Origin of the sequence: Acinetobacter sp. WC-323 (genome assembly GCF_000314615.1) — a bacterium.
Classification (GTDB): domain Bacteria; phylum Pseudomonadota; class Gammaproteobacteria; order Pseudomonadales; family Moraxellaceae; genus Acinetobacter; species Acinetobacter courvalinii.
The window spans coordinates 1-26,900 of record NZ_AMZS01000068.1 but is presented as its reverse complement, the minus strand read 5'-3'; the positions used below and the strand labels follow the sequence as shown (position 1 = coordinate 26,900).

Sequence of the window (26,900 nt, the reverse complement as noted above, 5' to 3'; positions counted from 1 at the left end):
ATAATCCTATATGCCCCAACGTGGAATATGATGTGATCCCATTGAAATACAAACATTTTTTACTTCTGTAAATACTTCAAAACTGTATTCACCACCTTCACGTCCTGTACCTGATGCTTTCACACCACCAAATGGTTGACGCAAGTCACGTACGTTTTGGCTATTAATAAAGACCATGCCAGATTCAATACCTGCAGCAAGGCGGTGTGCTTTACCAATATCCTGAGTCCAGATATATGACGCCAATCCATATTCAACATCATTTGCAAGGCGTAATGCTTCTGCTTCATCCTTGAATTTTAATAAGCACACCACTGGTCCGAAGATTTCTTCTTGAGAAATACGCATACGGTTATCAACATCGGCAAATACTGTTGGCTGAATAAACTGTCCATTTTTCAAATGCTCAGGTAAGTTTGCTGGGCGCTCTAGACCACCAGCAACTAGATTTGCACCTTCCTCAATCCCGATTTTGATGTAGCCTGTGACTTTGTTGTAATGTGCTTGCGTAATCATTGAACCAACTTGGGTATTGGGATTCTGAGGATCGCCAACAATGATATTTTTTGCACGGCGCGCAAATTCGGCAACGAACTCATCGTATACAGATGCTTGAATAAAAATACGACTACCTGCAGTACAGCGCTCACCATTTAACGAGAAGATTGTAAATAGGGCTGCATCCAGTGCCCGCTCTAAATCAGCATCAGCAAAAATAACAACTGGAGATTTTCCTCCCAGCTCCATTGAATATTTTTTCAAACCCGCATTGGCCATGATTTTACGACCAGTAGCTGTACCACCAGTAAATGAAATTGCACGGATATCAGGGTGTTTCACCAGTGCATCCCCAGCATTTGCCCCAAAGCCCTGAACGACGTTGAATACACCTTCTGGAATACCAGCTTCTAACGCTAAACGTCCAAGTTCATTTGCAGTTAAAGGCGACAGCTCAGACATTTTTAGTACCGCAGTATTACCTAATGCCAAACATGGCGCTGTTTTCCATGTTGCTGTCATAAATGGTACATTCCAAGGCGAAACTAATGCACATACACCTACTGGTTGATGCAGTGTATAGTTCAACATTTGGTCATCAACTGGATAAGTATGACCATCCATGCGGGTACATACTTCTGCAAAGAAATTGAAGTTATGTGATGCACGAGGAATCAAAACATTCTTGGTTTGGTGGATAGGTAAACCTGTATCAAGCGTTTCTAACTCGGCAATTTTTTCAATATTCTGATCAATAAGCTCACCTAGACGACGCATTAAACGTGCGCGTTCTTTTGCGGGTGTTTTTGACCACTTTGGAAATGCTCTTTTCGCTGCTGCAACCGCTAAATCAGCTTCTCTTTTTCCACCGCTTGCAACCTCGCCAATAGCTTGACTTGTTGCCGGGTTATAGTTGGTAAAGGTCTCATCACTAACAACTTCTTTGCCATTAATCCAGTGCTTGATCATTAGACATTCCTTTATCTATCAATTAAAAAATTCTGTTTCAGAAACGATATAGTTCCGCAATTTACCTATGCCTTCGATTTCGACGATAACCTCATCACCTGGAACAACATCAGATAAACCCTCTGGTGTTCCAGTTGCAATCATGTCACCCGGTTGAAGGGTCATAAAAGATGAAATGTATTCAATCAGGAAAGGCACATTGAAAATCATGTCAGCAGTTGTACCTTCTTGGCGAAGCTCTCCATTAACCCATGTCTTCAGGACAAGATTATTGGGTTCAGGGACTCGGGTACGTTCAATAATATAAGGACCGACGGGTGTAGTAGCCTGGCGGTTCTTAACACGTAAGTTTGGACGATAATAGTTTTCTAAATAATCGCGAATCGCATAATCATTACACAAGGTATAGCCTTGTATATACTCCAAGGCATTTTCACGTTTTACATTTCTGGCAGTTTTACCAATAACAGCCACAAGTTCACACTCATAATGCATATATTCAACATGATCTGGACGCCAGGTTTGTTTGTTATGCCCTGTATAAGTATTATTGGCTTTAATAAAAATCAAAGGTTCTTTTGGTGGTTCAAATGCCAGTTCACGAGCGTGGTCTGCATAGTTCAAGCCAAGTGCAAACATAGTGCCACTGGCAGGAGGTAACCATTCAACTTGATCTTCTTCAAGAACACACCCCGAAGGTAGTACCACACTGAGGTCATCATTGACCACAACATTAAAATATTGTCCGTTATACTTAATTTTAGCAGTCTTCATGTTATTGCTCCCTGTTGCAGAACGATGTTTGTAACTTTGCCAATGTTTTCAATTTCAACAGTTACTGTATCTCCATCATGAAGATCAGCCCGGCCTAAAGGCGTTCCTGTTAAAAGGACATCGCCCTCATTAAGGGTCATGTATTCGCTAATCTCTTGAATAAGCTGCTCAGGCGTACGAATCCAATTTGCCGTTGTTCCATGTTGTACAAGCTGATTATTCACATATACACGTAGTGCCAATGCATTAATATTCTTTATCTCCTCTTTGGCAACAACTGAACCTAAAACGCAAGACCCATCACGGCACTTGGCCTTAATCGCCGGACGATAATAATTTTCTTCTGGAAGGCTCAATTCATTGACGACAACATAACCGGCAATATGCTCAGCAGCTTCTTTCAGACTCACCCGGCTGGTATTTTTCCCAATCACTACCCCGAGCGTCGGGCCTGCTTGTAAAATCTCACCATGAGGTATGTAAACAATTGCTCCATCATGGTTTCGTGTATTCGGGGTTTTAATAAAAAGTACAGGTTTAACAGGTTCTGTTATGTACGGTTTTTCATTAAATACTGCTCTAAACTTTTGATATAAACACTTATAATTCAATGCAATACCAAATATATTTCCATCTAATTTAATCTGTTTTTCGTATAACATTAAACACTACCTCCATATCATCTGACTTGAAATCAGCCACAGGCATTTTTTAACAAAAATTAATATATTAACTATTATTAAAGACTACCTAATATTTTCAACACCTATGCGCCATATATCAGCATTTCACTTACAATAAAAACTAAATTCCAGATTTTAAAAGGATAAATTAAGAACCATTTGAGCATAAAGATTTACTTTATCATCCCCATTTTGTGATCCATTATTCAGCAAATCTCTTTTTGGTTTATAAATACCGAATAAGGGAGACACTATAATATTTTGTTTCACCGACCATAAAGCATAGAGATCGAGTTCCTGTCCAGATAGATCAGGGTTGTTATGTTTATTAAGCGTATCAAAATCATAGGCTTGTAAGCCTAAGGTTAATTTCTCATGAGGATTAATATTAAAACCAATATTTGATATCTGTGTATTTGCATTAAATGGTCCCGAATAATTATACGCAACTTCTCCTTGAAACCATTTTCCATAATCGAGTGCTCCAACAAATAAATTATCCCATTTTTCAGAAAAACGGCTATATCTCAACGTAAAAGAAGGTTTCCAAGGGATATCAAACAAATAACCTGATTTTACATACCAGGCATTTTCAGTCTCAGCATTAGCTTTGTCCTGTACTGCATATTCAAAGCCTAAAGTCATATTTTCAACCCCTAGGCTACCCTCACCACGCAAGCTATAAACATCCATACCTTCCCGATCAGTCAATATTGGAGATACCTGTTTAGCAAAAAACGAATCGACAGAATCATTATGTAAATAGGTAAATCCAAGTGTACCAATCTTCGGATCCGTGTAATCTAATGTTGCTGCATAAAATTTTGAATAGGCTTGTATCGCATTGTTAGATTTAAAAGTTGAAAGACTGCCATGTAAACCTTCTGGATTGCCAAGTTTGATCATAACCGTATCGTTAAAATTTCGATGTCCAGCAAGATAATAAGTTCCTCCACCTTTACCGTTGAAAGCTTTTCCTAATAGAGGTGAATTACCAATGTTAGGTGCATCTGCACAGATTAGAAAACCATCACCAAAACAAATATTTTGCCGCCCCAAGGAAATATTCAAACCATTATTTCCTAGCCATGGAATTAAATCTCCAGATTTCCAGCCAATAAATGCATCTTCAACTTTTGTTGCCCGCTCACTTCCGTCAGAAAAGCCCGCAGCATCTCCATCTCCCCAAGTTGCTGCACTAACCAGATTAGTTTTCGCGTAAATTAAACCGTACTCACCAATTTTATGTTCTGCATTTAATCCATATTGAATATACCCCTCTTGCCAGCTATAGCTTTTATTCTTAGCATCAGGTATATAATTTTTCTTACTATAAAATGTACCTGCAGTTGCAGCGATATTTGCTGCGACTAATGTATCATCAGTTTTATATAGTTCAATATCAGCTTGCGTATTGAATGCTATAACTGCCATCCCTGACAATATAATAAAATGATATAATTTTTTATTCATTAATCTTTCCCTAAAATGTATTAAATAAAATGCTCTAACCCCTTAAAAAGCTATAGGGCATTTTTATTTTTAGCAGAATCCACAGATTGAAATATTGTAAAAAAACGACTTTTTCACACCATCAGCACGCACTAAAAAAATAAAATAAAAAGTGACACACAAAATTATGTATCACTTTTAACAGACTATATTTTTTTAACTAACGTATAAATATTATTATATAAAGAAATATTATTTCTTTTTAAAACACTCCCTACAACCAAACCAAATATAATACTCAGCAACAAGATAATAGGCATGATATAAATAATAGGACTATTGCTACCACTCATAATATCCAGATTTTTGATGACCAGATATAAAACAAAGAGCATTCCTATACTCGAGATAATTGGAGCGATTAAGCGACTCCACAGACTGACCTTTAGTTCTTTATATTTTAAAAAGTATGAAATAACTGCCAGGCTTACACCAAATTGCAAAGTGAGAATTGACATACTCCCGAGTGCTGAGCACCAGGAAAAGATATCAATCATAGGATCGAATTGCATTAGGGCAAAGATAATAATACAGCACATCATGACAATACCCTGAACAATACTTGCCACATAAGGTGTTTGATGCTTGTTGTGAGTTATAGATAGTTTCGACCAAAACAAACCATCACGACTGATGGTATACATATAACGTGCAAGCGAATTGTGGAATGCTTGGGTAGCGGCAAACAAACTGGTGAGTAATAAAATAGACATTACATCTACTGACCATTTACCTAAAACTGCTGTTGCGACGTTATAGACATACATTCCAGGATCTTTACTTGCTATCTCTACTACAGCCGCGGATGAACTGTAAAGAATGAAGCTCCAGGACGTAAAAACAAAAAATATAGCAATCAAAAAAACGGCGATAAAAGTGGCTTTAGAGACTACTTTTTTTGGATTAATGCATTCTTCCGAATAAATTGCGGCCGCCTCAAATCCAATAAAAGAACAGATGGCAAAAACCATTGAAATACCAAAATGGCTAGTGAAAATGGTATAGGGTTGAAATGAATTAAACTCTAAAGCGATGGGCTTCTGAAAGATAGCAATATCAACAAGCAAAATAATACCAACTTCGAGAATCATCAAAATACCTAGTATCTTTCCGCCAATTTCAACTTTTGCAATACCGAGTAATACGACCGCGACTTGTATGACCAAGGCATATATCCACCAAGATATATTTAGTCCAAATTGAGAAAAAATCAGATGTTGAGCAAAAAAACCAAACATTGCCGTCACAGATAACTGTATTGCCGTATAAGCCAGAATAGCGATACTCAAGCCAGAAATACCTGGCCCTACTCCCAGACCTTGCACAATATAAGTATAAAAAGCTCCCGCATTAACAACATATTTACTCATAGCAATAAAACCAAAACTGAAAATAATCAGTAATAGAGCTGCCACAATAAAAGAACCTGGTACACCTGCTCCGTTGCCTAACATAAAATTCAGGGGCATTGCGCCAACAACGCCAGTTAATGGAGAAGCCGCTGCAACTACAAAAAATACAACGGTCCATAAGCCCAGACTGCCCTTTTTTAAATTATTTCCATTATTCATAAAAGCTCCATGCAGATAAGAAAACTATTTTTTCTACTTCTTTTCCCTTTATTTTCTAAAAGGATAACCTTCAAATTAAGGTGTCTTATGCTCAGCCCATCCTCAATATCAATATAAAAACAACCTATATTCAGATATCCAGAACAGCTTTATGGGTTTTAACTTAAATGAAAAACAACAGGATCAATTGTAAAAAAAAGACATTCTTATTATTTTTATATTGGGATTTATCATGTAAAAAGCCATTTAAAGATTTAAATGGCTTAGGATGGTCCGGTTTATAAAAAATCACGCTGCCGTGATATGAACTGATTGTTTATGCGTATATTGCAATAATCCTCCTAGACCAAATGAATACCCCAGACCTGAAAGTTTCCACCCTCCAAATGCAGCTTCCGGTGAAAGATCAGCATGACTATTGATCCAGACCGTTCCTGCTTCTATTTGCTCAGCAATTTTTTCTGCTTTTTGTAGATTTTTAGTCCAAACAGAAGCTCCCAAACCAAACTCACTTTGATTGGTAGTCTTGATCACTTCATCTACATGACTAAAACTCAGAATAGGTAGAACTGGGCCAAACTGCTCTTTTTGTACAACCTCCATTTCGTCCCTTGCATTTACAACAAGCGTTGGGGCAATAAAATATCCCTTTTCAGGTAATAACTGATGTGAACGAATCACGGTAGCTCCATGTTCTAAAGCATCTGTGATAAATGCCTGTACCTTCTCAAATTGCAACTTGTTTTGTACAGGCCCAAAAGTAGTGCCCTCTTCTAAACCATTTCCCAATACCTGAGAGTTGATCATTTCTGTTAACTTACGAATGACCTGATCATATATTTTTTCATGAACATATAATCTTTTTAGACATGCACAAGTCTGGCCTGCATTTAAAAAAGCAGACATGAAGACTTTTCGGCAAACTTGATCTATATCTACATCTTCCAACACAATCCCGATATCATTACCGCCCAGTTCAAGTACTACACTTTTCAGTGTACTGACGGAATTTTCCAGAATTTTTTGCCCTGTACCCGTAGATCCTGTAAAGGTTACCTTTTGTATGTCTGGATGTTGTGTAAGTGCATGACCGATTTTTCCGTCTCCCAGTATCAAACTACATACGCCAGCTGGTAAATGCTGATTGATAATTTCAATAAGCTTGATTGTACTTAAGGGAGTAAATTCAGAGGGTTTGTTAATAACACAATTTTTTGCTTTTAATGCAGGAAATAAATGCCAGGCCGCGATCATAAATGGCCAGTTCCATGGTGTAATAGAAGCAACCACACCCAATGGCCGATTATAAACCGTTATTTTTTTCCCATTCGCTTCCTGATAATGTTCTACTGGAATATTTAATCCTGCCACGTAATTGATCCACTGTACGGTCAGCTCGACTTCCACCTGCGCCAAGAATAATGGTTTACCTTGCTCTAACGTAATTAGCCGAGCCAGTTCCTCCTTTTGAGACAAAATATCTTCAGCGATTGCATGAAATGCCTCTACAATTTTCGGGTCAGCGAGATTTTTCCATATCGTAAAAGCCTGCTTTGCTTTTGCCACACATTCTTCTAACTGCTCAAATGCTGACGAATAAACTTGAGTAATCACCTCTAACGTTGCTGGATTGTTAACATCCAGTGCATTTCCATTCCCTAATATTGCTTGACCATTTATGTACATAGAAGTATTCATGCAATCTTCCCTTGATCATCTAGTTCAAAGATGAGTTTTTTTAATTATGAAACTCATTAGCTTAAGAAAATATGCAGCTATAAACCAAAACAATTCGCCTGTTGGCACAATAATCGTTTTAGTGTTTAAACCATTTAAACAACTGCAAAATAATGTTTAATAAAGAAATCTGACCTCACATCCCAAACAGTCGATGTGCCTTTTTCAACTACCCATAAATCTCCAGCTTTAAACGTTGTGGTTATTCCAGTTGATTCATCAGTAATGTTAATTTCTCCACAAATGATCACAGCTTGTTCACTAAATGGATAGACCAAACGGTATTTACCTTTATTTGTGCCAAAATAACCTGCACTGATCGCATCTGTAGGAGCGCCTAAAGACATTTTCCCGAACGCATTTACATTGGGCGAACCTTCTAATAGTTTTCCTCCAATATCCGTAATATTTCCCCAGGCATCGAGACTTTCGAGTTGATTGATTGTTTCAATATTTGTTAAAGCCATTTGCTTACCTCTACCATTATTTTAAATTCATATATGTCACATACTTGAATGACGTTGATTTTTTGCCAGACTGAGTATTAATAACAAACGAGAATGAGCTGATCTTGTAAAAAAACGACATAAATTAAGATTTTGTATTTCCTAGTTTTTTATTGCTGCTCAACATAGAAGAGAAATACTAGATAGAAGTGTGCTGAACATCTCTGTCTTAAAAATCTATTAATATTTTTGTTAACGACGACCTTGTCCATAACCTTTAATTTGATGTAAAACCTTACCTAGCGTACACATGGTTGCCCTCATCGAATCCTTAAAGGGAATTTCAGGTTTTGAGACGGAACTGAGTAATTTAAAATGTTCACTACCACCCAGTATGCCTTGGGCTAGAATTTTGCAAATGATTTGACTAGGTGTCACACCAAAACCACAATATCCTTGCACAAAAAAGACATTCTCATGCGCTGTTAATGTTCCTATTTGTGGAAACAGATTTTTCGTAGAGGCCATTGGACCGCCCCAGGCCAAATCAATTTTTACATGTTCAAGATAAGGGAATACTTTCAGCATTAATTGGCGATTCCATGTTTTTAAATCTTGTGGAATATAATCTAGCAACGGTGTCGCAGCCCCAAATAATAAACGGTTTTCTTTGGTGACCCGGTAATAATCAATAATAGGCCGGATATCACTATATGCACCACGAATCGGACTAATTTGATGAATTAGTTCATCACTTAAAGGTTCAGTCATTAGCTGAAAAGCATAGGTGTTAATGGTTTTCTTGTGCAACTCTGGTTCTAACTTGTTTAAGAAACTGTCACAGGCCCAAACCATTTTATTGGCAGTTATACAACCTTTTGCTGTGCGGACCTTAATTTTTTTACCGTAGGTCACCTCAACAGCGGGAGTATATTCAAAAATTTTAACCCCATATATTTCATGGCAAGCCTTAGCTTCTCCTAAAAGCAAATTTAATGAATGGACATGGCCGCCTCCCATGTGTACTAATGCACTACCATAAACATCGGATCCAACTACTTGCCGGACATCCTGCCCTTCAAGATAGTAAATTTCATCACGAGAATTCATTGACTTAAACTGTTTTTCCCAACGCTTTAACGTTTCTGCCTGACGCGAATTAAAACCTAAATATGTATATCCATTTGTGAAATCGGCATCAATCTTATATTTTTCTATACGTTCTCGCATAATCTGCGGTCCCAGTTCACTAAGTTCAAAAATTGTCTTCAGTCCATCATCACCGACTTCATGCTTGATATTATCCAGATCATGACCAATTCCAGCCATAACTTGTCCGCCATTGCGTCCAGAACCACCAAATCCCAAATAACGGCTTTCTAATACAACAATATTTTTTACATTTTGTTCGGCCAGCTCCAGAGCTGTATGGATGCCAGAAAAGCCTCCGCCGATGATGACAACATCGGCCTCAATATCTTGTTCAAGCTGTGGAAAATTCAAAGAATATTTTTTTGTAGCCGTATAATATGTTGCTGTTTCATCTGCATGCATCGTTGTTTTCACCTATTCTCTATTTATTGGCATTATTAATAAATTGCACTTCAGGGGATTGTAAAAAAACGACATCTTTTTATTTGACTGATTTTCAGTTTTCTTCACGAGTACACCGTAGCAAACGATAAACGGTATTGTAAAACACAGAAATATAGTTAACATATTAACTATATTTCTGTGTTTTATGTTGTTCAGAAATTTCTGCTAAAAATTCTAATAGAGTGTTACGAGGTAATTTCAATGGATATGAATACTTGTACCGGAAGAAACGAGCAAATATCTCAATTCTACTGTGAACAACCATTTTTTAAACGAGGAATATATAGTTATCAACGTTGTAAAGCGTTTTCAAATATTATTTCAGAATTTTATCGACTTGATATATCTCATACCGAAATTCCGGTACTTGCCGTCCCCGATGGATGTATTGATATTTTATTTGAATGTAATCCACATCAGCCACAGGCCCGTATTTGCGGTTCTACATTAAATTCACAGGCAATTCCCCTTAAAGAAAATATACCTTATTTTGGTATCAGATTTTCTCCTGGCATTATTCCAAAATTTCTAGAAATTTCAGGAGAAGATATTCTTAATCAAAGCCTTAACTTTAATGAACTAGTACCGGATAAAGACTGGCTAATCGAGAAGATCTCTTCTAGCCAGACTATCAATCAACAAGTTAATCTATTTTTAAAGGCATTTTCGGGTGAATTGCTCAGGAAATTTTCAGTAACAACCCAAGAAGTCCTGCATATTATTATTCATCAAAATCATGAGATCAAAGTAAAAGATCTGGAAAGGATAACAGGTTACTGTAGCAGACATATGCAAAGAATATTTAAACATGATGTTGGAATGAGTATTAAAACCTTTGCCTGCATTATTCGTTTTCAATTTGCACTACAGGCAATGAATCATTCTACAGATATAAAACTTTCTCACTTGACTTATGATTTGGGTTATAACGATCAGGCTCATTTTCATAAAGAATTTAAAAAATTCAGCAAGATGTCTCCTACTGAATTTATTAAATATTTAAGAAATTAATACTCGATTGGTTTAAAGAAAAGATCTTGGTAAAGGATCTTTTCTATTGACATACATTTGGCTAGTCAAAGTTATGTTCTATTTAGCTTCTAAAACACCACGGCGAATCTGGTCACGCTCGATCGATTCAAACAGTGCCTTGAAGTTACCTTCGCCAAAGCCGTCATCATCTTTACGTTGAATAAATTCAAAGAAGACAGGCCCGAGCATGTTTTGCGAGAAAATCTGTAATAACAGTTTTTTCTGACCATCTTTGGTGTTGCCATCCAGCAAGATACCGCGTTTTTGCAGCTCTTCAGTTGGCTCGCCATGATCCGGTAAACGCTCTTTCAACATTTCATAATAGGTTTCAGGCGGTGCTGTCATAAACTCCATGCCTAAACCTTTTAACTTGTCCCATGTTGAAATCAGGTCATCGGTAATAAAGGCAATATGCTGGATGCCTTCACCATTAAAGTCCGCAAGGAACTCGGCAATCTGACCGTTACCCTTGTCTGAATCTTCATTCAATGGAATACGGATCATGCCATCAGGTGCAGTTAAAGCTTTCGAAGTTAAACCGGTATATTCACCTTTAATATCGAAGTAACGGATTTCCTGGAAATTAAAGATTTTTTCATAGAAGTTCGCCCAGTATTCCATACGTCCTTTATAAACGTTATGGGTTAAATGGTCGATTTCATTTAAGCCTGCACCTTTTGGATTGCGCTCGACATCATCAAAGAAAACAAAGTCATTTTCATAAATATCACGGTCTACCAGGAAGATTGGCATACCACCAATACCCTTGATTGCAGGAATATTCAATTCCATTGGACCCGCTTGTGAGTACATCGGCTCTGCGCCCAGTTCAATTGCATTTTTAAATGCCTTGGCTGCATCACGAGTTCTAAAGCCCATTGCACATGCAGATGGACCATGTTCTTTAAAGAAGAATGAAGCATAGGATTCTGGCTGGTAATTCAAAATGATATTGATATTACCCTGGCGCCATAAATAAACTTTTTTAGATTTATGCTTCGCCACCTTGGTAAAGCCGATTGTTTCAAAGATCTGGTCTAATCCATTTTCCGTCGAAACAAATTCAATAAAAGCAAAACCACATAGTTCTAATGGGTTATCTAAAATGTCCATCTAGTTTCCCTTATTTAGATAAATTCATCCGTTGTGAATGCAAATTCCCATGTTTTGTGTTGGCTAATCTAAGCTGACTCAACAAACGGGTACTACGATGCATTACGTTTAGAAAAGGTCACCGGTGTTTTTATAAGTATGTCAAAAGCATCCGTGTTGAAACCTTTCCTTCCATAAGTAAGCCCATGCAATCATAAGTATGAACTTTTTCTGCATAGGCCCTCAACCATAAATTCATGCTACAAGAAAGATTAAATTTATGCAATACATAATTAAATTATGTTATGTGTAATTTTATAGGTTTTTTCTTATCCAACATCAGCTATTTTAAGCTCCATTCGGGCTAATTCTTGTAGGAGACAGAATTTAAAAAGAAAAATACCATGAACTAAATCAGACATTGGTCTCAAGAGCAGAAAATCAGCGCTTTAGAAGCAGAATATTATTTTGAATAAAAATCAGGAAGGTCTAGAAATAAGGAATATAGAAGATGAAGGCATACCGATAACACACATTTATCGGTATGCCTGCATTTTAGGATGGAAATGCCCAAAGATCCTGAGCACCGATGCGATCTGATAACAATCTGAAAGCAGCCGGTTCCAGATCCTGATCGACCACGATATAGCCTTTTTCATTATTCTTTAAGGCTGAACATTTATTTTCAGTGAATTGATAACTCGTTGTATTTGCCAATACGCTTTCACTGATTTTTGCTGTAAAGCGACAGTTTTGATCGAGCGAAAGCATTTGTCCTTGCGCTTTCACTTCAACTGGAATCGCACTACCGTCAGCCAAAGATAAGGTATAGCGTCCCACCAGCTCATTCACACTTAGCTTTTGATCAGCAATTTTTTCATAGTGGGCAAACTCAAGCTTAAGATTTTCATCGCTTTGATTGCTATGCCATGTGTTAGTTGCTACATCATAATGCATTACGATCTGAGCACGATCCTGTTCATCATTCAAAACCAGCAGCTTGCTGCCATCCGCACCTGAATAGTATTTACCCACCGTCGGCAATTCCTGATCGGTTTCAATACTGACCGAATAAGTACCCACCGCGAAAGTAGGCACTGGCTCGGGCTTCTCGACGGGCTGTTCTTGCCGGTCATGGTTGTCATCATGACAAGCGCTCAAGGCTAAGCCAAGAAGTAATATCCATAAACAACGTTGCATTGGCCTTCCCCCTTATTTAAACAGATTTTTAAGACGGATCTTGAGCCATTGTTGCGCTGCAGGACGATGGTCATAGGCCACTTGCATTGCAGTTACTGCTATCTTGCTTTGCACCACTGCACTTTCATCTGTTGCCTGAGCTGCTGTCGGGGCACTGGAATTTATGCCAAAACCTAAACCGTATTGACTGGCACCTTTATCATCTTTGCTGACTTTAAAATTAAAGTTATACAGGTCATAGCTGCCAATTTTCGAAAACGCGAACGGCGTGCTATTGCTTAAGTTCTTTGGAAAGTTGACATTCAATGTAATGCCTTTCGGTAACAAAGCACCCTGTCCGGCTTTATTTTGCAGCTCCTTCAATAATATGACCGTCTGTTTTGCCACAATCACGGAATTGGCATTATTTAAGGTCTTGTCATCCACCGTATTGGAATCTGCACTTAAGGCAATCGATGGAATGCCTCGGGCTGCCGAAAATTGTACATTACCAATCGTGCCAGAATGAACCACCACCCGACCAACATTCTGCCCTTCATTAGGTCCAGACAGGACCAGATCAGGGGCTTTGCCCCAGCGCTTATTGGCCACCACATCCAGACCATACGCAGTGGCCATAACCGGTGTACCGTGCACATAGTTCCAGTCGCCATTGTTATAACCGGCCTTGCTAAATGGGCCTGCGGCTGGTGCCCCAATCGCTACTGCTCCATTATGGCAGCCGTTTTCAGCCGCAATCTGCTTATCATTGTCTGCTGAAATTACGCTGGCACTGTACATCACGATCGCCCCGCCACGCCCACTTTGCGGTGAACATGGCACAGAGACCAATACACTATGACCATTGGACTTTAACTCGTCATACAGCGCTTTGACATTACTGGTTAAACCATCATCGTTAACAATTAAAATATTTAAAGCAAAGGTCTGCATGCTACAGCCCGCTAAAATTAATCCACCCCAAAAATGCTTTTTCATCCTTCGATCACTATGCAAAATATTTGCTAAAAACAATAGTGCTGGAATATGAAAATTTTATGACCCAACCTTCTTAAATGCTTTAGAAAACAAGCGGCTTCAAATATGAGTGACTGTCTTAAATTCTTAACAAAGTTCGATTAGTTTAAATAAATAATGAATGAGGCCTTAACAGAGCATTAACCATGACCGAGATATCAACCTTCGAAAAACTGACCCAACTGCTGGATGCGTATAGTCATGAACATGGTGCCCGACCGCAAAAAATTTTAATTGGCTATAAAGCCTATTATCATCTTATGGGAAATTCAAACTTTGCTACAGAAGTCACCGATTCAGCCTTAAATCCAAATAAAAGAAGATATAAAAAGATAAAAATCAAAGTCACCAAAGATGACTATCAACTTGAGCTGGAATAATGTTCTTGCCTGAAAATGCAGGTGTTTCTACCTATAATGTATGGACTTAGATCAGAATTTCATTTTCGTTATAATATTTTTCCAGTTCAGTAATCAACTGTTCTTTGCCATCCATGCCGTATAAAGCAAAATTGATTTTTTCCAGATAATTGACAATAAAAATCAGGCGACTGTTTTCATCATTCTGACGCTTGTTTTCTTGCAGAAACTTTTTATATGCGATAAACAGTTGCTCACTTTTACGCATTTTCTGCCTTCTCAAGCGCACTTTATTTTCTAGCTCAAACATATACTTTAGACCTTACTCCTTCGGAAATAAAAACCCACCGAAGTGGGTTCAGAAGCCATCAGAATGTTGTGTTAGAAAACATCAAAATTATTATTTTTATGCTCTAACCAACTATTTCTTGTTGTTGTAGAACCAGTATAGTCTGAGGTGATGACAGTTCTATGACGGATCAGATGCCTTTCCATTCCCTTTTCATCAGCTCAGCTTTCTACACGATGTTGTTGAGCATTTTTGAGGGTATGCGATGAGGTCATTGATGACTCTTTTCCAGATAAATTAATTTTCTATCAGTCAGTTAGAGAATAATTTTTCCAGCTTTAAATGATCGAGATAATGAATAATTGAATCATGAAGTCAAAAATAGAAGTGAGTACATAGGATTGGTTTCTGGAAAAGTCCACGCCTTTTTTTGTTTGACTTGCGTACGGGTAAAATATATACATAAATAATGATACAGGTTGTATCACGATATAAAAATACAAGAATCAAGAATAGGATTTATAACAATGTCTCATCAAATTAATCTGCCAAGGATTATGGAAATTGGCAAAAATGCACGAAGCAAGCTTCCGCTGATTCTGAAAAGTTTAGGTGCAAAAAAACCACTGATCATTACCGATAAGATGATGGTTTCACTAGGATACATCGCACAGATTCAAGCAATATTAAAGGCCGAACAGATCGACAGTGATTACTTTGATGAAACCATTCCCGAACCCACCTCGAGCTCGATTGAAGCAGGTGTTGAGCATGTCAAAAACCGTGCTTATGATGCCATTATCGCGATTGGTGGCGGCAGCCCGATAGACAGTGCAAAAGCGATCAGCATTTTAAGCAAACACGGTGGTGTCATCGCTGATTATAAATTTCCCCGCCAAGTCAATGAAATAGGCCTTCCGATTATTGCCATCCCGACCACAGCAGGAACAGGTTCTGAATGTACACGTTTCACCATCATTACCAATGACCTGACCAGCGAAAAGATGCTTTGTGCGGGTTTAGGCTTTTTACCTGTTGCAGCGATTATCGATTATGAACTGACGATGTCACTGCCTGCCCGAACCACGGCAGATACAGGAATTGATGCACTGACCCATGCCATGGAAGCCTATGTGAGTAAAAAAGCCAGCCTCTATAGTGATGCGCAAGCAATCGCTGCAATGAAACTGATCGGCCCAAATTTGCAAAAAGCGTATCACCAGCCTGACAATGAATCTGCGCGTGAAAAGATGATGCTTGGCTCAACGTTGGCAGGCATTGCCTTTTCTAATGCCTCTGTTGCATTAGTGCATGGCATGAGCCGCCCGATTGGTGCTTTTTTCCATGTGCCTCATGGCCTGTCGAATGCCATGTTATTACCTAGCGTCACGGCTTTTTCAATTCAAGCCGCACCTGAGCGCTATGCAGAATGTGCCAAAGCGATCGGCTGTGCGGATTATGATGACCCGGATGAGGTCGCCAATCAAAAGCTCATTGCTACGCTTATTGAAATTAATCGAGATTTGGCGGTACCCAGCTTAGCTGAATTTGGCGTCAATAAAAGTGATTTTGATCAGGTGTTACAGACTATGGCTGAGCAAGCATTGGCTTCAGGTTCACCGTTAAATAATCCAGTTGTACCCACAATTGAACAGATCATCACGCTTTACCAACAACTTTGGCAAGAGCCAAAACCGGCACTGATTTACGAGAATAAACTTGCCGAAAAAAGCTACACATAGAACTGATCTAAAAGGCTGAGCATGATCGCTTAACTGCCACTCGATTATGCAATAAGCGATCAGTCATTGATCTGCGAATCTTGAGGTCTATCGAATGTTTTAGAGCTGCTAGAAGCTGTTGAGCGATCTAAAAATTGAAATATCCATTAAAAAAGGATATTGAGTAAAAGACTTACTCAATATCCCTTAAGAGTGACTCAATAATGGTTTAGGCTAAAAAAGCGCTGGCCATTATTGAATGCAATCAAACCGCTGGACTTAGCTGGTAAAGCGTCCGTATTCATCGCGTTTTTGATTGCCGCGCCCACGGCCACCACGATCATCATCTTCATCGTCGTCATAACGGCTACGGCCTCGACCAGCGGAACGGTTGCTACCTCGACGATCGTCTTCATCATCATCATCACGACGGCTGCGACCACGACCACCGGAACGGTTGCCACCACGATCATCTTCATCATCGTCATCACGACGGCTACGGCCTCGGCCACCGGAGCGGTTGCCACCGCGATCATCTTCGTCATCGTCATCACGACGGCTGCGGCCACGACCACCTGAACGGTTACCACGACGATCGTCTTCATCGTCGTCATCACGAAGGCTACGGCCTCGGCCACCAGAGCGGTTACCGCGACGATCATCATAATCATCGTCGTCATCGTCATTGCGGCTGCGGCCACGACCACCTGAACGGTTACCGCGACGATCGTCTTCATCATCGTCATCACGACGGCTACGGCCACGACCACCGGAACGGCTGCCACCACGATCATCTTCATCATCGTCGTCACGACGACTGCGTCCACGGCCCCCTGAACGGTTACCGCGACGATCATCATAATCATCGTCGTCATCGTCATTGCGGCTGCGGCCTCGACCACCGGAACGGTTGCCACCACGATCATCTTCATCGTCATCATCACGGCGGCTGCGACCACGGCCACCGGAACGGTTGCCACCACGATCATCTTCATCGTCATCATCACGGCGGCTGCGACCACGACCACCGGAACGGCTACCGCCACGACGATCATCTTCATCATCGTCATCACGACGGCTACGACCTCGGCCACCGGAACGGCTGCCACCACGATCATCTTCATCATCGTCATCACGACGGCTACGACCTCGGCCACCGGAACGGCTGCCACCACGATCATCTTCATCGTCATCATCACGACGGCTGCGACCTCGGCCACGACCACCGCGATCATCATAATCATCGTCGTCATCGTCATTGCGGCTGCGACCCCGGCCGCGACCACCACGATCATCATAATCGTCGTCCTCATCGTCACGACTGCTAGAACGACGACCATTTCTGTGACTTAATGAGCCTGCTTCACGTGCTTCTTCAGAGGTAAATTCGTGCGCATTGCCGCGGGAATGGGCAATACGCCCTGCCTCCCGGGCTTCCTCTGTGGTAAATTCATGCGCATTTCCGCTTGCATGGGCTGCACGTCCACCCTTACTTGCGATTTCCCGTAATCGATCTGGATCCATGCTCGCGAATCCACGGTTTGAGATACCTGAGTTATTATCTTGATCATCGTTTCTAGAATCTTGAGTAGCCATGATTATCTCTTCCTCTATTAAAATTATATAGGCCGTTATATAGCGGCTATATTCACCATAAGAGATAAAATGCTTTTGCTGTAACCCCGCTATGTTTCAATACTTTTAAATGTTTCTCAGTTATTTTTTTCTAAAATTCATATCTTTATGTTATCTGTGATTTTTTTAAATTATATTTTTTTAAATTACCCGCTGATTTTTACGCTTTAAATCACACAGAGATAAAAGCATTAATAAAGTCAACAAATAAACATTCATTTACAACCCTCATCCAAATAGTTAAAGTTTACATAAAAAAATACAAAGCATATGTTTAAAAAAACAATTGAATTGAAGACATTAAAAATTGAGCAGAGAAAAAATTTTAGGAGAGTTAAAATGAATAAAAAACAAGAGACAGATTCAGTGATAGAACTGCAATCGACCTTTATCCGTTTGCTCAGTCCTGAAATTTTGCTGGCTCATCTCGACATTAATCATAATGACTGGATTGCCTATGACTCGGACTGGTTTTATAAGGTAGAAAAAAAAGACATTACCTTGCCGTTCCAGCGCATCCTGCACATGACCAACAATATGAAAAATATTGAAATTTGCAGTAATGAACAGGAGTATTCCAAGGCGTTAGACGCTCAACAAGCTACATCCAGTGATAGCACATTGGCAATAGCCGAAAAAACAATCCGAGCAATCCTCAACCTGGCAGATACCACGCCCATTGAAAACTGGACTCAAGATACTGAAAACAGAACACTTGTTGAAGATATTATTGCCAGTAACCATATTAAGATTTTAGCGATTGTCTAAATGTCATTTTATAATCGTTAGAATTTATGTTTTTTTACCACCTTCTACGGAAAAAATACAATTTCAACTAATCAAAACATTGTCCTTACCGAAAATAACATCTTTTTCCAAGATGATGAAAAATAATCGAAGCAAAGGACGTTAGAGATGAGCAATAACCCGAATCAATATCCAACAGCTGCACCGGCGCAAGAACAACAACACCAGCCTGGAGAGCAACAGGTCATGCATCCAGAACCTGAAATCATTAAATCCACCCATCTGGGTAGTCATAAACTTAAAGATAAAGTGGTGCTGATTAGTGGTGGCGATAGCGGTATAGGCCGTTCCGTCGCGGTGTTATTTGCCCGCGAAGGTGCAGATGTCGCAATTATTTATCTTGAAGAACAACAAGATGCTGAAAAAACCAAACAACTGGTTGAACAAGAAGGTCAGCATTGTTTACTGCTCAAGGAAGATATTAGCGATCCCAAAAGTTCAGAAAAATGTGTCGCAGAAACCCTTAAGGTGTTCGGAAAGATTAATATCCTGATTAATAATGCGGGTGTACAGTATCAACAAAAAGATCTTGGCGATATTAGTACCGAACAGCTGGAAAAAACATTTAAAACCAATATATTTTCAATGTTTCATTTAACCAAAGCCGTGCTGCCTCATTTAAAAGAAGGAGACAGTATTATTAATACCACCAGTATTACCAGTTATCATGGACATGATGAGTTAATGGACTACGCCAGTACTAAAGGCGCAATTACCACGTTTACCCGTAGTTTATCCAATAATCTGATGAAGCAGAAAAAAGGCATCCGGGTCAATGGTGTTGCCCCTGGTCCGATCTGGACACCCCTGATTCCAAGTAGTTTCGATGCAGAAACTGTCGCAAAATTCGGTCAGGACACGCCAATGGGACGAATGGGCCAGCCGAGTGAAGTTGCGCCAGCCTACTTGTTTCTGGCGTCTGATGATGCCAGTTATATCACCGGACAGGTCATCCATGTCAATGGTGGTGAAATCGTGAATGGCTAAGTTAGCACAAAACCTCCTTCGGGAGGTTTTTTAATAAAAACAAGAGGCTAAAACATGGATCAGCACGTGAATATGGAACTTGTACAGCAGAGGGCTTTACTGTATTTACTCAATTTTCTAAAGCAAAAACATTACCGTTTCACTGTGATTACTCCGCTCAGCCATGAACGGATTTTTATGCGTAAGCAAAATTTACCCAATGAACTTCGAAGTTTAAAGGATATCTTTGGCTGGAATCTGCCCTTTTATCCACAAGATCTTGATCAACACCTTTTTCTGATATTAAAAAATGCCCACCTGATCCGTATTGAAAACCAGCAGTGGTTGAGTCTTGTTCGGGTCGCCTCTCTGGATGATCAGTTATTTATTCATTCCGCTTTTCCAACCGTTGAAACCGATGCCGTGTTCTTTGGTCCCGACACCTATCGCTTTTATTATCATCTTAAACAATATTTGCTCACTCAGCCCCAGACTGTAAAACGCAGTGTAGAACTGTGTTGTGGTGCTTCTCCGGTGGCTATTGCGGTTGCCCGCTTATTTCCTGAAACGACAGAAATTTTCACGGCCGACATCAATCCCAAAGCTCTGTTTTATAGCCATATAAATAAAAAGTTTTTAGGTATCGATAATATTTTTCCCACCCACAGCAACTTGTTCTCTGCTCTGGAAGGTGATTTCGATTTAATTTTTGCCAATCCACCTTATCTGATGGATCTGCATGAACGTCAATACCGCCACGGCGGCAATACACTGGATGGCACGGACCTATCCTTTAATATTCTCACAGAAGGCATAAAAAGGCTTACGCCTCAAGGTACTTTATTTTTGTATACAGGAATTGCAATTAGCCAAGACGGCAATAAATTTTTACAAGCCGTCGATCACTGGATGCAACATTATCCAGACTTTAAATACAGTTATGAAGAAATTGATCCGGATGTATTCGGAGAAGAGCTGGAGCAACCTGCCTATCAGCATATTGAGCGCATTGCCATAGTCTTGGTCAAGCTTTCTGCTGCCTGAGCAATATTTTAAATGGATCTAAAAAAAGCTCCATATAGGAGCTTTTTTTAGTATTAGGCAGGTATGGCTTCGGCCACGGCTTCCCTGTCCCAAACACGATGATGGCGTAGTAAGTGTTTAAGCGTGTCGGCCACCTGCAGGAAATCATCCTGTAATAGCGTGCCTTCATCTGGTTTTAAACCCAACTGATCCAGCAACTCAGCTTTGTCACCCAGCAATACAATCGGTTTTAAATGTTTATAGGCTTCCAGCAAGTAATGCTTGCTCACACCATCGGCTAAAACGGCATCCAGATTATCACCATCGGCAATCACCACCGCATCATAGATAATCGAGGGTTCGGCTTTCTGCATACCGTCTGAAGGAATCACTTCATCACGTGAGCCTTTTACAGGTGCCATCATTGGGGTTAGTAAATGCACAATGGCATTTTCCTGAATCGACCAGTTGATAATGCTCCGTAAGCTCTCGGCATGGACTTTATCATGAATCAGTACCGCTATTTTACGGCCCTTGATATCCTCTGGAATAAATGCCTGCATAGACAGTTTTTCAGATTTTTCAATGCTGGCATGCTTGAAGTTTTCTTTTAAGTCTGGCACTTCAATCCCGAGATTTTGCCCGACTTGCTTGGCAAGATTAGTATCAATATTGGCCAGCACTTCCTGTACTTCACGCTCACGGATGTGTGGGCGCTGTACCTTGCTCAATTCAAAGGTATAGGCATCTACCACATGTTTTTGCTCATGCGGTGCCAGGCTTTGATAGTACAAACGGGCTTGTGAGAAGTGATCCGAGAAAGATTCACTGCGCTGGCGAATTTTATGTCCATCAATACGCTCCTGATAACTTTCAAATCCTCCATTCTGCGCGGCAGGCGGAATCTCAATTGGCCAGTTATTATCAATCGAATTAGGTTGATAAGAGGCCTGACCTTTATGAATTTGATGCTGGTGTATGCCATCACGCTGGTTATTATGGAATGGGCAGACTGGCTTATTGATCGGGATCTGATGGAAATTCGGACCACCCAAACGACTTAACTGGGTATCAGTATAAGAGAATAAGCGCGCCTGTAACAACGGATCATTGGTAAAATCAAGTCCTGGTACGATATGACCCGGGCAAAATGCGATCTGCTCGGTCTCCGCAAAAAAGTTGTCGACATTACGGTTCAATACGAACTTTCCAATCGGGGTAATCGGGACCAACTCTTCTGGAATAATCTTGGTCGGGTCCAGCAGGTCGAAATCGAAGCTCATTTCATCTTCTTCTTCGACAATCTGCACTCCTAGTTCCCATTCAGGATACAGGCCCTGCTCAATGGCTTCATACAGATCCCGTCGATGGAAATCCGGATCTTTACCTGCCAGCTTTTGTGCTTCATCCCAGACCAGCGCGCTTAAACCTTGTTTAGGCGTCCAGTGAAATTTCACAAAGCGTGCTTTTTCATGTGCATCAATCAGACGGAAGGTATGCACACCAAAGCCTTGGATCGAGCGTAAATTGCGTGGAATCGCACGGTCTGACATGGCCCACATGACTGCATGCGCAGATTCAGGCACCAGTGAGACAAAATCCCAGAAGGTATCATGGGCAGTGGCGCCAGTCGGAATTTCTCTATGTGGTTCAGGTTTAACCGCATGAACAAAATCCGGAAATTTAATCCCGTCCTGAACAAAAAATACCGGGGCATTATTCCCCACCAGATCAAAGTTACCTTCTTGGGTATAGAACTTGATGGCGAAACCGCGAATATCACGTACCGTGTCAGCTGAACCACGAGGTCCCTGCACGGTAGAAAAACGCACAAAAATAGGCGTCTGTATACTTGGATCAGTTAAGAAGCCAGCTTTGGTAAAACGTTCATTACCTTCATAGGCCTGAAAATAGCCATGCGCACCCACACCACGTGCATGTACAATCCGTTCTGGAATGCGCTCATGGTCAAAGTGGGTAATTTTCTCACGTAAAATAAAGTCTTCAAGTAAAGTCGAACCGCGTACGCCCGCTTTCAAACTGTTCTGGTTATCTGAAATCTTGACCCCTTGATTGGTGGTGAGCGCTTCATTGGTCGCATCACTTCTGACCTGGTCAAGCTGTCTGGTCTTATCAGTTTGATTCATTTTGTCTGGTGTATTCCCAGCTAAAGCACTTTGGCTATTATTCTCTTTAAGATCGTCATTCATTGGGCTACCCTGTTTATTGTTGGCTATATAAAAATGATGAGATGTTTTGCTCATGTTTCCTCATTTAACGCGGCGAAGCGGTTAGATAAGGAAATAAAAGTTCTGCATATTTCTGCGTACTCCATAAACCGATGCTTTTGTGATGGGATTCGGGGGCGAGAAAAGGCGTCAATTTACAAAGCTTGAGTGCAAAATTGTCTGTCTGGCTGACTCTGTTTTGTAAATGTTCCAGTTCGCCATCCGAGATATAACTAAATAAATAGTCATGTAAGGGTTGTTCTTTGCTTAGGCTATTCTTATACGGCAATACATGGGTTGAGTATTGTTCGCCTGCAATCCAGTCGTGAATAATCTGTCTTTCGGCCGGGGTAAATACCCCATACATTTTTCCGTCTTCATGACTGATCATGCGCCAGAACACACTTTCTTCCGGATCACAATTAAATTTAATCCACCGCTTTTCGACCAGTTGATTGATGAAGCTGCCAATTTCTTGAGGATTGGCTAACCATTGATTAATTGATTTACACCCAACAAACTGTTTTTCGTTATGAACCAGTTGTCCGATTAAGGCCTTGCGTTTCAAGATTTTATAAACAAAGTTTTCTAGATTCAGGTTTTTAATAATTTGCCGGGATGATATGCCTTGCTGATTAAGTGCATAACCACGTTTTACCTTCTGCATGAAAACATCTTTAACTTTATATTTTTTATAAACATTTTCAAAGACTTTCAGGGATTTATGTGCATGACCATTGTCTAGATTATCAATGGTAATATGTAAATTGAAATACTTGGCTTCGATTCCCAACTCTTTAAGTTCATAGTTGGTGATGAGAAGATGCAAAGGCAGCTGCTCATAGCCAAGATTAAAGCCAATGATTTCAGGAATATACTCTGGCGGAGCATAACCCAGTGCAAGTTGAACTGCAGATTGATGGTAATATTCATCATCCAGAAACAACTCAAAATCATCCAGTCCCAACACACGCAATAAATCATCATAGATGCAGACATGATTGGATTTTGCCTGCCCCAAGCCAAGTTCTTCCAGATAGATCAGGATCAGGTCATGAAAAACCGGATCATTCCAGTAATTGACGATGCTGTATAGCCAGGAACCGTCTACCTTTTTAACTGGCGCAACTTTAAGTAGAAATTCAAACGCCTGCCCGATATTTTTAAAATATTCTCGCTCGCCTCCTGCATTACGCTGGCTCAAATATTCCTGATAGTCATGACATACTTTTCGATTTTCATTGTTATACCAAGCACGGATTTCTTCAATTTGATTTGGCAAAGAAATCTTGCTCGGTTTCATCATCTCAAATTCTTGTTTTAAAAAATTAACGGCTTTTTTCTCTTTTTCAAAGTTAGATATATCCCCATCGAGGAAGAAAGAAACTAACTCGTAATAATTTTTATGATCGTCCTGCAACAAATCAAGTAATCTTTTTTTTACGACAACAGACATTTCCATTCTCCGAATCGAAACTATAAAATCACCTTACTTTGCTCATCCTTTATTCCTACCAACATTTTGTTAAAACAGGTTAATATTGAAACATGTAAAAATTAAAAACCTTTCATATCAACCATATAGAAAAAGTATATTTTTACATTTTAATATTTTGAATTATTTATCCATAAAATATATTTCAAAATAATTAATAATTTAATGAATGAGTTTTATTCGAGAAAGCCATGTTTAAGAAATCCTGCGAATTACTCGCGCAAAAAAAACTTTCTATCTTCTTTCTGGAAAGTGCTTCTGCTGGTTATTTATCTTACCAGTTTTCTTTGAGTCCATTTTCTGGAGATATTCTGACCGGCAGTCTGGTTTGCTATGATCTCAAAGTAAAAGAAAAAGTACTTAAAATTTCTCCTGCAATGATTAAAAAATACAGCGCCGAATCAAGTGAAATTACTGAAGAAATGATTAATAAAGGCAAACATATCTTTAAATCTGATATTTATATTTCCTGTACCGGCTTGCTTAAGCCAGGAGGATCTGAAAACAAGCAAAAGCCAGTCGGAACATTCTTTTACTGCATAAACTATAAAAAGAAAAACTATAATTTCAGAAACCTATATAAAGGCAGTCCTGAAAAAAAGTTGGAAAGATTACTCAAAGATATATGCACGAATCTTGTTAAAATTATCAAGAAAAAAGATATATAAAAAAGGAGAAACCCCATTTTATGTTGCTTTATGTTACTTTGATATCAACTTATATTAATACTGTTTTCATTAAAACTTGATTAGAAGCATTAAGCTCTTAAAAAAGCATTATTTAATGAAAATTTGTATATTACATTTAAATAAAGTGAAACAGGCTTGCCCTATGCTTCCGATAAAAATATGTTTTAATTAAACCATCTGATTTACTCAGATAATATCAATAACCAAATGAGGTGTACGATCATGAGTAATACAAATAATCAAAGCAATCAAGAGCGCAATAACCAACAGCAGCAGCAACAAAATCAGCAAAATCAGCAAAATCAGCAAAACCAAAATAATGACAACCGTCAGCAGCAACAGCAGCAAAATGACAACCGTCAGCAACAAGGATCTAATCAAAAAGATTCTAACAACCAAGGATCAAACCAAAATAATCAACAGAAATAAGCGTTGATTATTTTGAGATCCGTAAATATTTAGGAGAATAAATTAATATTCTCCTAAATTTTATATACATTGGAAAATTTGCTGGAGAACGATAATGACAAATCAGAATATTACTGATCAAAATAATCAAGGTTCACGTTTAAGTATCGATGGCTTTGTTGCACAAAGATTTGAAAGGCAAAGCGCCCCTAATTGAGCCAAATTTAAGGCGTAACTTGGGTAAGTGGTCGACCTAATTCCGTAAATCTGTTGAGGACTGCTACACGTGCATGAACCTCATTGACTTGGCTATCAAAGCTCCTTGCACTGAGTTTATCTCTTAATAATTTGATGCAGTGCATTTTAGTCTCAACCAAACTTCGGCGATGATAGCCTGACCATTTTTTCCATAGTGTCCTACCTAAACGTTTAATTGTTCGAAGTAATTCATTTCGCTCTAGCGAGCTCCTCTTTGTATCTTTCCATGGTTTCGCATTTTTTCTAGGTGGAATCACCGCATGTGCTTGCCGATCTGCAATGACCTGACGGCATTGCTTGGTGTCATAAGCTCCATCGGTATAAACAGAGTCAATCTGCTCATCTTGTGGAATCTGATTAAGTAAATCACCAAGCACCTGTGAATCACAGACATTATTGGTTGTGAGCTGAATAGCGCGTATTTGTAGGGTTTTGGCATCTATACCAATATGTAGTTTACGCCATTGGCGACGATATTCAGCTCCATGTTTCTTGCGTTTCCATTCGCCCTCACCTAGAAACTTCATCCCTGTAGAGTCTACGAGTAGATGCAGCCCATCGCTACTTTTTTGGTAGCTGATTGCAATATCAATATGCTTTTGTCTTCTACAAAGCGTACTGTAATCTGGTGCGGTCCAATTTAATCCGCAAAGTTTAATCAGACTTTGCACAAAGCCAGTGACCATACGTAAAGATAGACGGAATAAGGATTTAATCATTAAGCAGCATTGGATGGCTGCGTCGGAGTAGGTTTGATTTCGCCCTTGTTTGCCTTTTGATGGAGCATACCATTGCGTAGCAGGATCAAACCAAAGGGCAATATTTCCGCGATTAATGAGTGCTCGGTTATATGCGGGCCAATTGGTTGTGCGGTAGATTTTGTGTGTAGGCTTCT

General features: G+C 39.6%; 24 protein-coding genes. 8 read left to right on the top strand and 16 right to left on the bottom strand.

All coding sequences use genetic code 11. The features are described 5' to 3' along the window. Positions 1-6: 6 nt before the first annotated feature. The 8 genes from hpaE to ACINWC323_RS02150 all read right to left on the bottom strand — a co-directional run bounded on the left by hpaE (position 7) and on the right by ACINWC323_RS02150 (position 9,744). Positions 7-1,467 (bottom strand): 5-carboxymethyl-2-hydroxymuconate semialdehyde dehydrogenase, encoded by a 1,461-nt coding sequence (gene hpaE / locus ACINWC323_RS02115; RefSeq protein ID WP_009515529.1) that lies wholly within the window; start codon positions 1,465-1,467, stop codon positions 7-9. Positions 1,468-1,485: 18 nt separating this feature from the next. Further along, a complete protein-coding gene (locus ACINWC323_RS02120; protein WP_009515657.1) occupies positions 1,486-2,241 on the bottom strand; it encodes a fumarylacetoacetate hydrolase family protein in 756 nt (251 codons plus the stop codon). Further along, positions 2,238-2,903, bottom strand: a complete 666-nt coding sequence (locus ACINWC323_RS02125; RefSeq protein ID WP_009515496.1) for a fumarylacetoacetate hydrolase family protein — start codon at positions 2,901-2,903, stop codon at positions 2,238-2,240. The genes ACINWC323_RS02120 and ACINWC323_RS02125 overlap by 4 nt, the downstream gene beginning before the upstream one ends. A 156-nt stretch (positions 2,904-3,059) precedes the next feature. Beyond that, on the bottom strand, positions 3,060-4,397 hold the full coding sequence (locus ACINWC323_RS02130; protein WP_009515533.1) for a hypothetical protein: 1,338 nt from the start codon (positions 4,395-4,397) through the stop codon (positions 3,060-3,062). Positions 4,398-4,582: 185 nt separating this feature from the next. Further along, positions 4,583-6,007 carry an APC family permease gene (locus ACINWC323_RS02135; protein ID WP_009515440.1) on the bottom strand — a complete coding sequence of 475 codons (1,425 nt, stop codon included), beginning with the start codon at positions 6,005-6,007 and terminating at the stop codon, positions 4,583-4,585. 288 nt (positions 6,008-6,295) lie between these two features. Next, on the bottom strand, positions 6,296-7,705 hold the full coding sequence (locus ACINWC323_RS02140; RefSeq protein ID WP_032881734.1) for an aldehyde dehydrogenase family protein: 1,410 nt from the start codon (positions 7,703-7,705) through the stop codon (positions 6,296-6,298). A gap of 134 nt (positions 7,706-7,839) precedes the next feature. Next, positions 7,840-8,211 carry a cupin domain-containing protein gene (locus ACINWC323_RS02145; protein WP_009515438.1) on the bottom strand — a complete coding sequence of 124 codons (372 nt, stop codon included), beginning with the start codon at positions 8,209-8,211 and terminating at the stop codon, positions 7,840-7,842. 231 nt (positions 8,212-8,442) lie between these two features. Continuing rightward, positions 8,443-9,744 carry an NAD(P)/FAD-dependent oxidoreductase gene (locus tag ACINWC323_RS02150; RefSeq protein WP_009515599.1) on the bottom strand — a complete coding sequence of 434 codons (1,302 nt, stop codon included), beginning with the start codon at positions 9,742-9,744 and terminating at the stop codon, positions 8,443-8,445. 243 nt (positions 9,745-9,987) lie between these two features. On the opposite strand from ACINWC323_RS02150, the gene ACINWC323_RS02155 reads away from it, so the two are divergent. Further along, complete coding sequence (locus tag ACINWC323_RS02155; protein ID WP_009515647.1) at positions 9,988-10,797, top strand: helix-turn-helix domain-containing protein; 810 nt, start codon at positions 9,988-9,990, stop codon at positions 10,795-10,797. 78 nt (positions 10,798-10,875) lie between these two features. On the opposite strand, the gene hppD is transcribed toward ACINWC323_RS02155, so the two are convergent. From hppD to ACINWC323_RS02170, 3 genes are all read right to left on the bottom strand, one after another. After that, positions 10,876-11,931, bottom strand: coding sequence for a 4-hydroxyphenylpyruvate dioxygenase (gene hppD / locus ACINWC323_RS02160; RefSeq protein ID WP_005230119.1), 1,056 nt, complete (start codon positions 11,929-11,931; stop codon positions 10,876-10,878). A gap of 534 nt (positions 11,932-12,465) precedes the next feature. Further along, a complete protein-coding gene (locus tag ACINWC323_RS02165) occupies positions 12,466-13,110 on the bottom strand; it encodes a hypothetical protein (protein ID WP_009515423.1) in 645 nt (214 codons plus the stop codon). 12 nt (positions 13,111-13,122) lie between these two features. Beyond that, a complete protein-coding gene (locus ACINWC323_RS02170) occupies positions 13,123-14,088 on the bottom strand; it encodes a 5'/3'-nucleotidase SurE (RefSeq protein WP_009515632.1) in 966 nt (321 codons plus the stop codon). A gap of 185 nt (positions 14,089-14,273) precedes the next feature. Between ACINWC323_RS02170 and ACINWC323_RS20315 the strand changes: the two genes are divergently transcribed. Further along, positions 14,274-14,507 (top strand): hypothetical protein, encoded by a 234-nt coding sequence (locus ACINWC323_RS20315; RefSeq protein WP_005285444.1) that lies wholly within the window; start codon positions 14,274-14,276, stop codon positions 14,505-14,507. A 46-nt stretch (positions 14,508-14,553) separates the two neighbouring features. On the opposite strand, the gene ACINWC323_RS02180 is transcribed toward ACINWC323_RS20315, so the two are convergent. Beyond that, the gene (locus tag ACINWC323_RS02180) at positions 14,554-14,796 is read right to left on the bottom strand and encodes a hypothetical protein (protein ID WP_032881732.1); all 243 of its coding nucleotides are present in this window, start codon (positions 14,794-14,796) and stop codon (positions 14,554-14,556) included. 506 nt (positions 14,797-15,302) lie between these two features. Here ACINWC323_RS02180 and ACINWC323_RS02185 point away from each other — a divergent pair. Beyond that, the gene (locus ACINWC323_RS02185; protein WP_009515504.1) at positions 15,303-16,517 is read left to right on the top strand and encodes an iron-containing alcohol dehydrogenase; all 1,215 of its coding nucleotides are present in this window, start codon (positions 15,303-15,305) and stop codon (positions 16,515-16,517) included. Between the two features lie 258 nt (positions 16,518-16,775). Here the strand turns inward: ACINWC323_RS02185 and ACINWC323_RS02190 are convergent, their stop codons facing one another. Further along, positions 16,776-18,092, bottom strand: a complete 1,317-nt coding sequence (locus ACINWC323_RS02190) for a KGG domain-containing protein (protein ID WP_032881731.1) — start codon at positions 18,090-18,092, stop codon at positions 16,776-16,778. Positions 18,093-18,470: 378 nt separating this feature from the next. On the opposite strand from ACINWC323_RS02190, the gene ACINWC323_RS02195 reads away from it, so the two are divergent. From ACINWC323_RS02195 to ACINWC323_RS02205, 3 genes are all read left to right on the top strand, one after another. Continuing rightward, entirely contained in the window at positions 18,471-18,899 is a 429-nt protein-coding gene (locus ACINWC323_RS02195) for a hypothetical protein (protein WP_009515653.1), read from the top strand. Between the two features lie 147 nt (positions 18,900-19,046). Next, a complete protein-coding gene (locus ACINWC323_RS02200) occupies positions 19,047-19,925 on the top strand; it encodes an SDR family oxidoreductase (protein WP_009515456.1) in 879 nt (292 codons plus the stop codon). Positions 19,926-19,979: 54 nt separating this feature from the next. Further along, complete coding sequence (locus ACINWC323_RS02205; RefSeq protein WP_009515618.1) at positions 19,980-20,948, top strand: methyltransferase; 969 nt, start codon at positions 19,980-19,982, stop codon at positions 20,946-20,948. Between the two features lie 53 nt (positions 20,949-21,001). Here the strand turns inward: ACINWC323_RS02205 and katE are convergent, their stop codons facing one another. Then, on the bottom strand, positions 21,002-23,191 hold the full coding sequence (gene katE, locus ACINWC323_RS02210; RefSeq protein WP_009515551.1) for a catalase HPII: 2,190 nt from the start codon (positions 23,189-23,191) through the stop codon (positions 21,002-21,004). Positions 23,192-23,201: 10 nt separating this feature from the next. Then, positions 23,202-24,611, bottom strand: coding sequence for an iron-containing redox enzyme family protein (locus ACINWC323_RS02215; RefSeq protein ID WP_009515386.1), 1,410 nt, complete (start codon positions 24,609-24,611; stop codon positions 23,202-23,204). Between the two features lie 230 nt (positions 24,612-24,841). Between ACINWC323_RS02215 and ACINWC323_RS02220 the strand changes: the two genes are divergently transcribed. Beyond that, a complete protein-coding gene (locus ACINWC323_RS02220) occupies positions 24,842-25,318 on the top strand; it encodes a CinA family protein (RefSeq protein WP_009515555.1) in 477 nt (158 codons plus the stop codon). 243 nt (positions 25,319-25,561) lie between these two features. Continuing rightward, complete coding sequence (locus ACINWC323_RS02225) at positions 25,562-25,768, top strand: hypothetical protein (RefSeq protein WP_005230085.1); 207 nt, start codon at positions 25,562-25,564, stop codon at positions 25,766-25,768. Positions 25,769-25,971: 203 nt separating this feature from the next. Here the strand turns inward: ACINWC323_RS02225 and ACINWC323_RS02230 are convergent. Continuing rightward, on the bottom strand, positions 25,972-26,900 hold a 929-nt coding region (locus ACINWC323_RS02230), incomplete at its 5' end, for an IS5 family transposase (protein WP_009515643.1).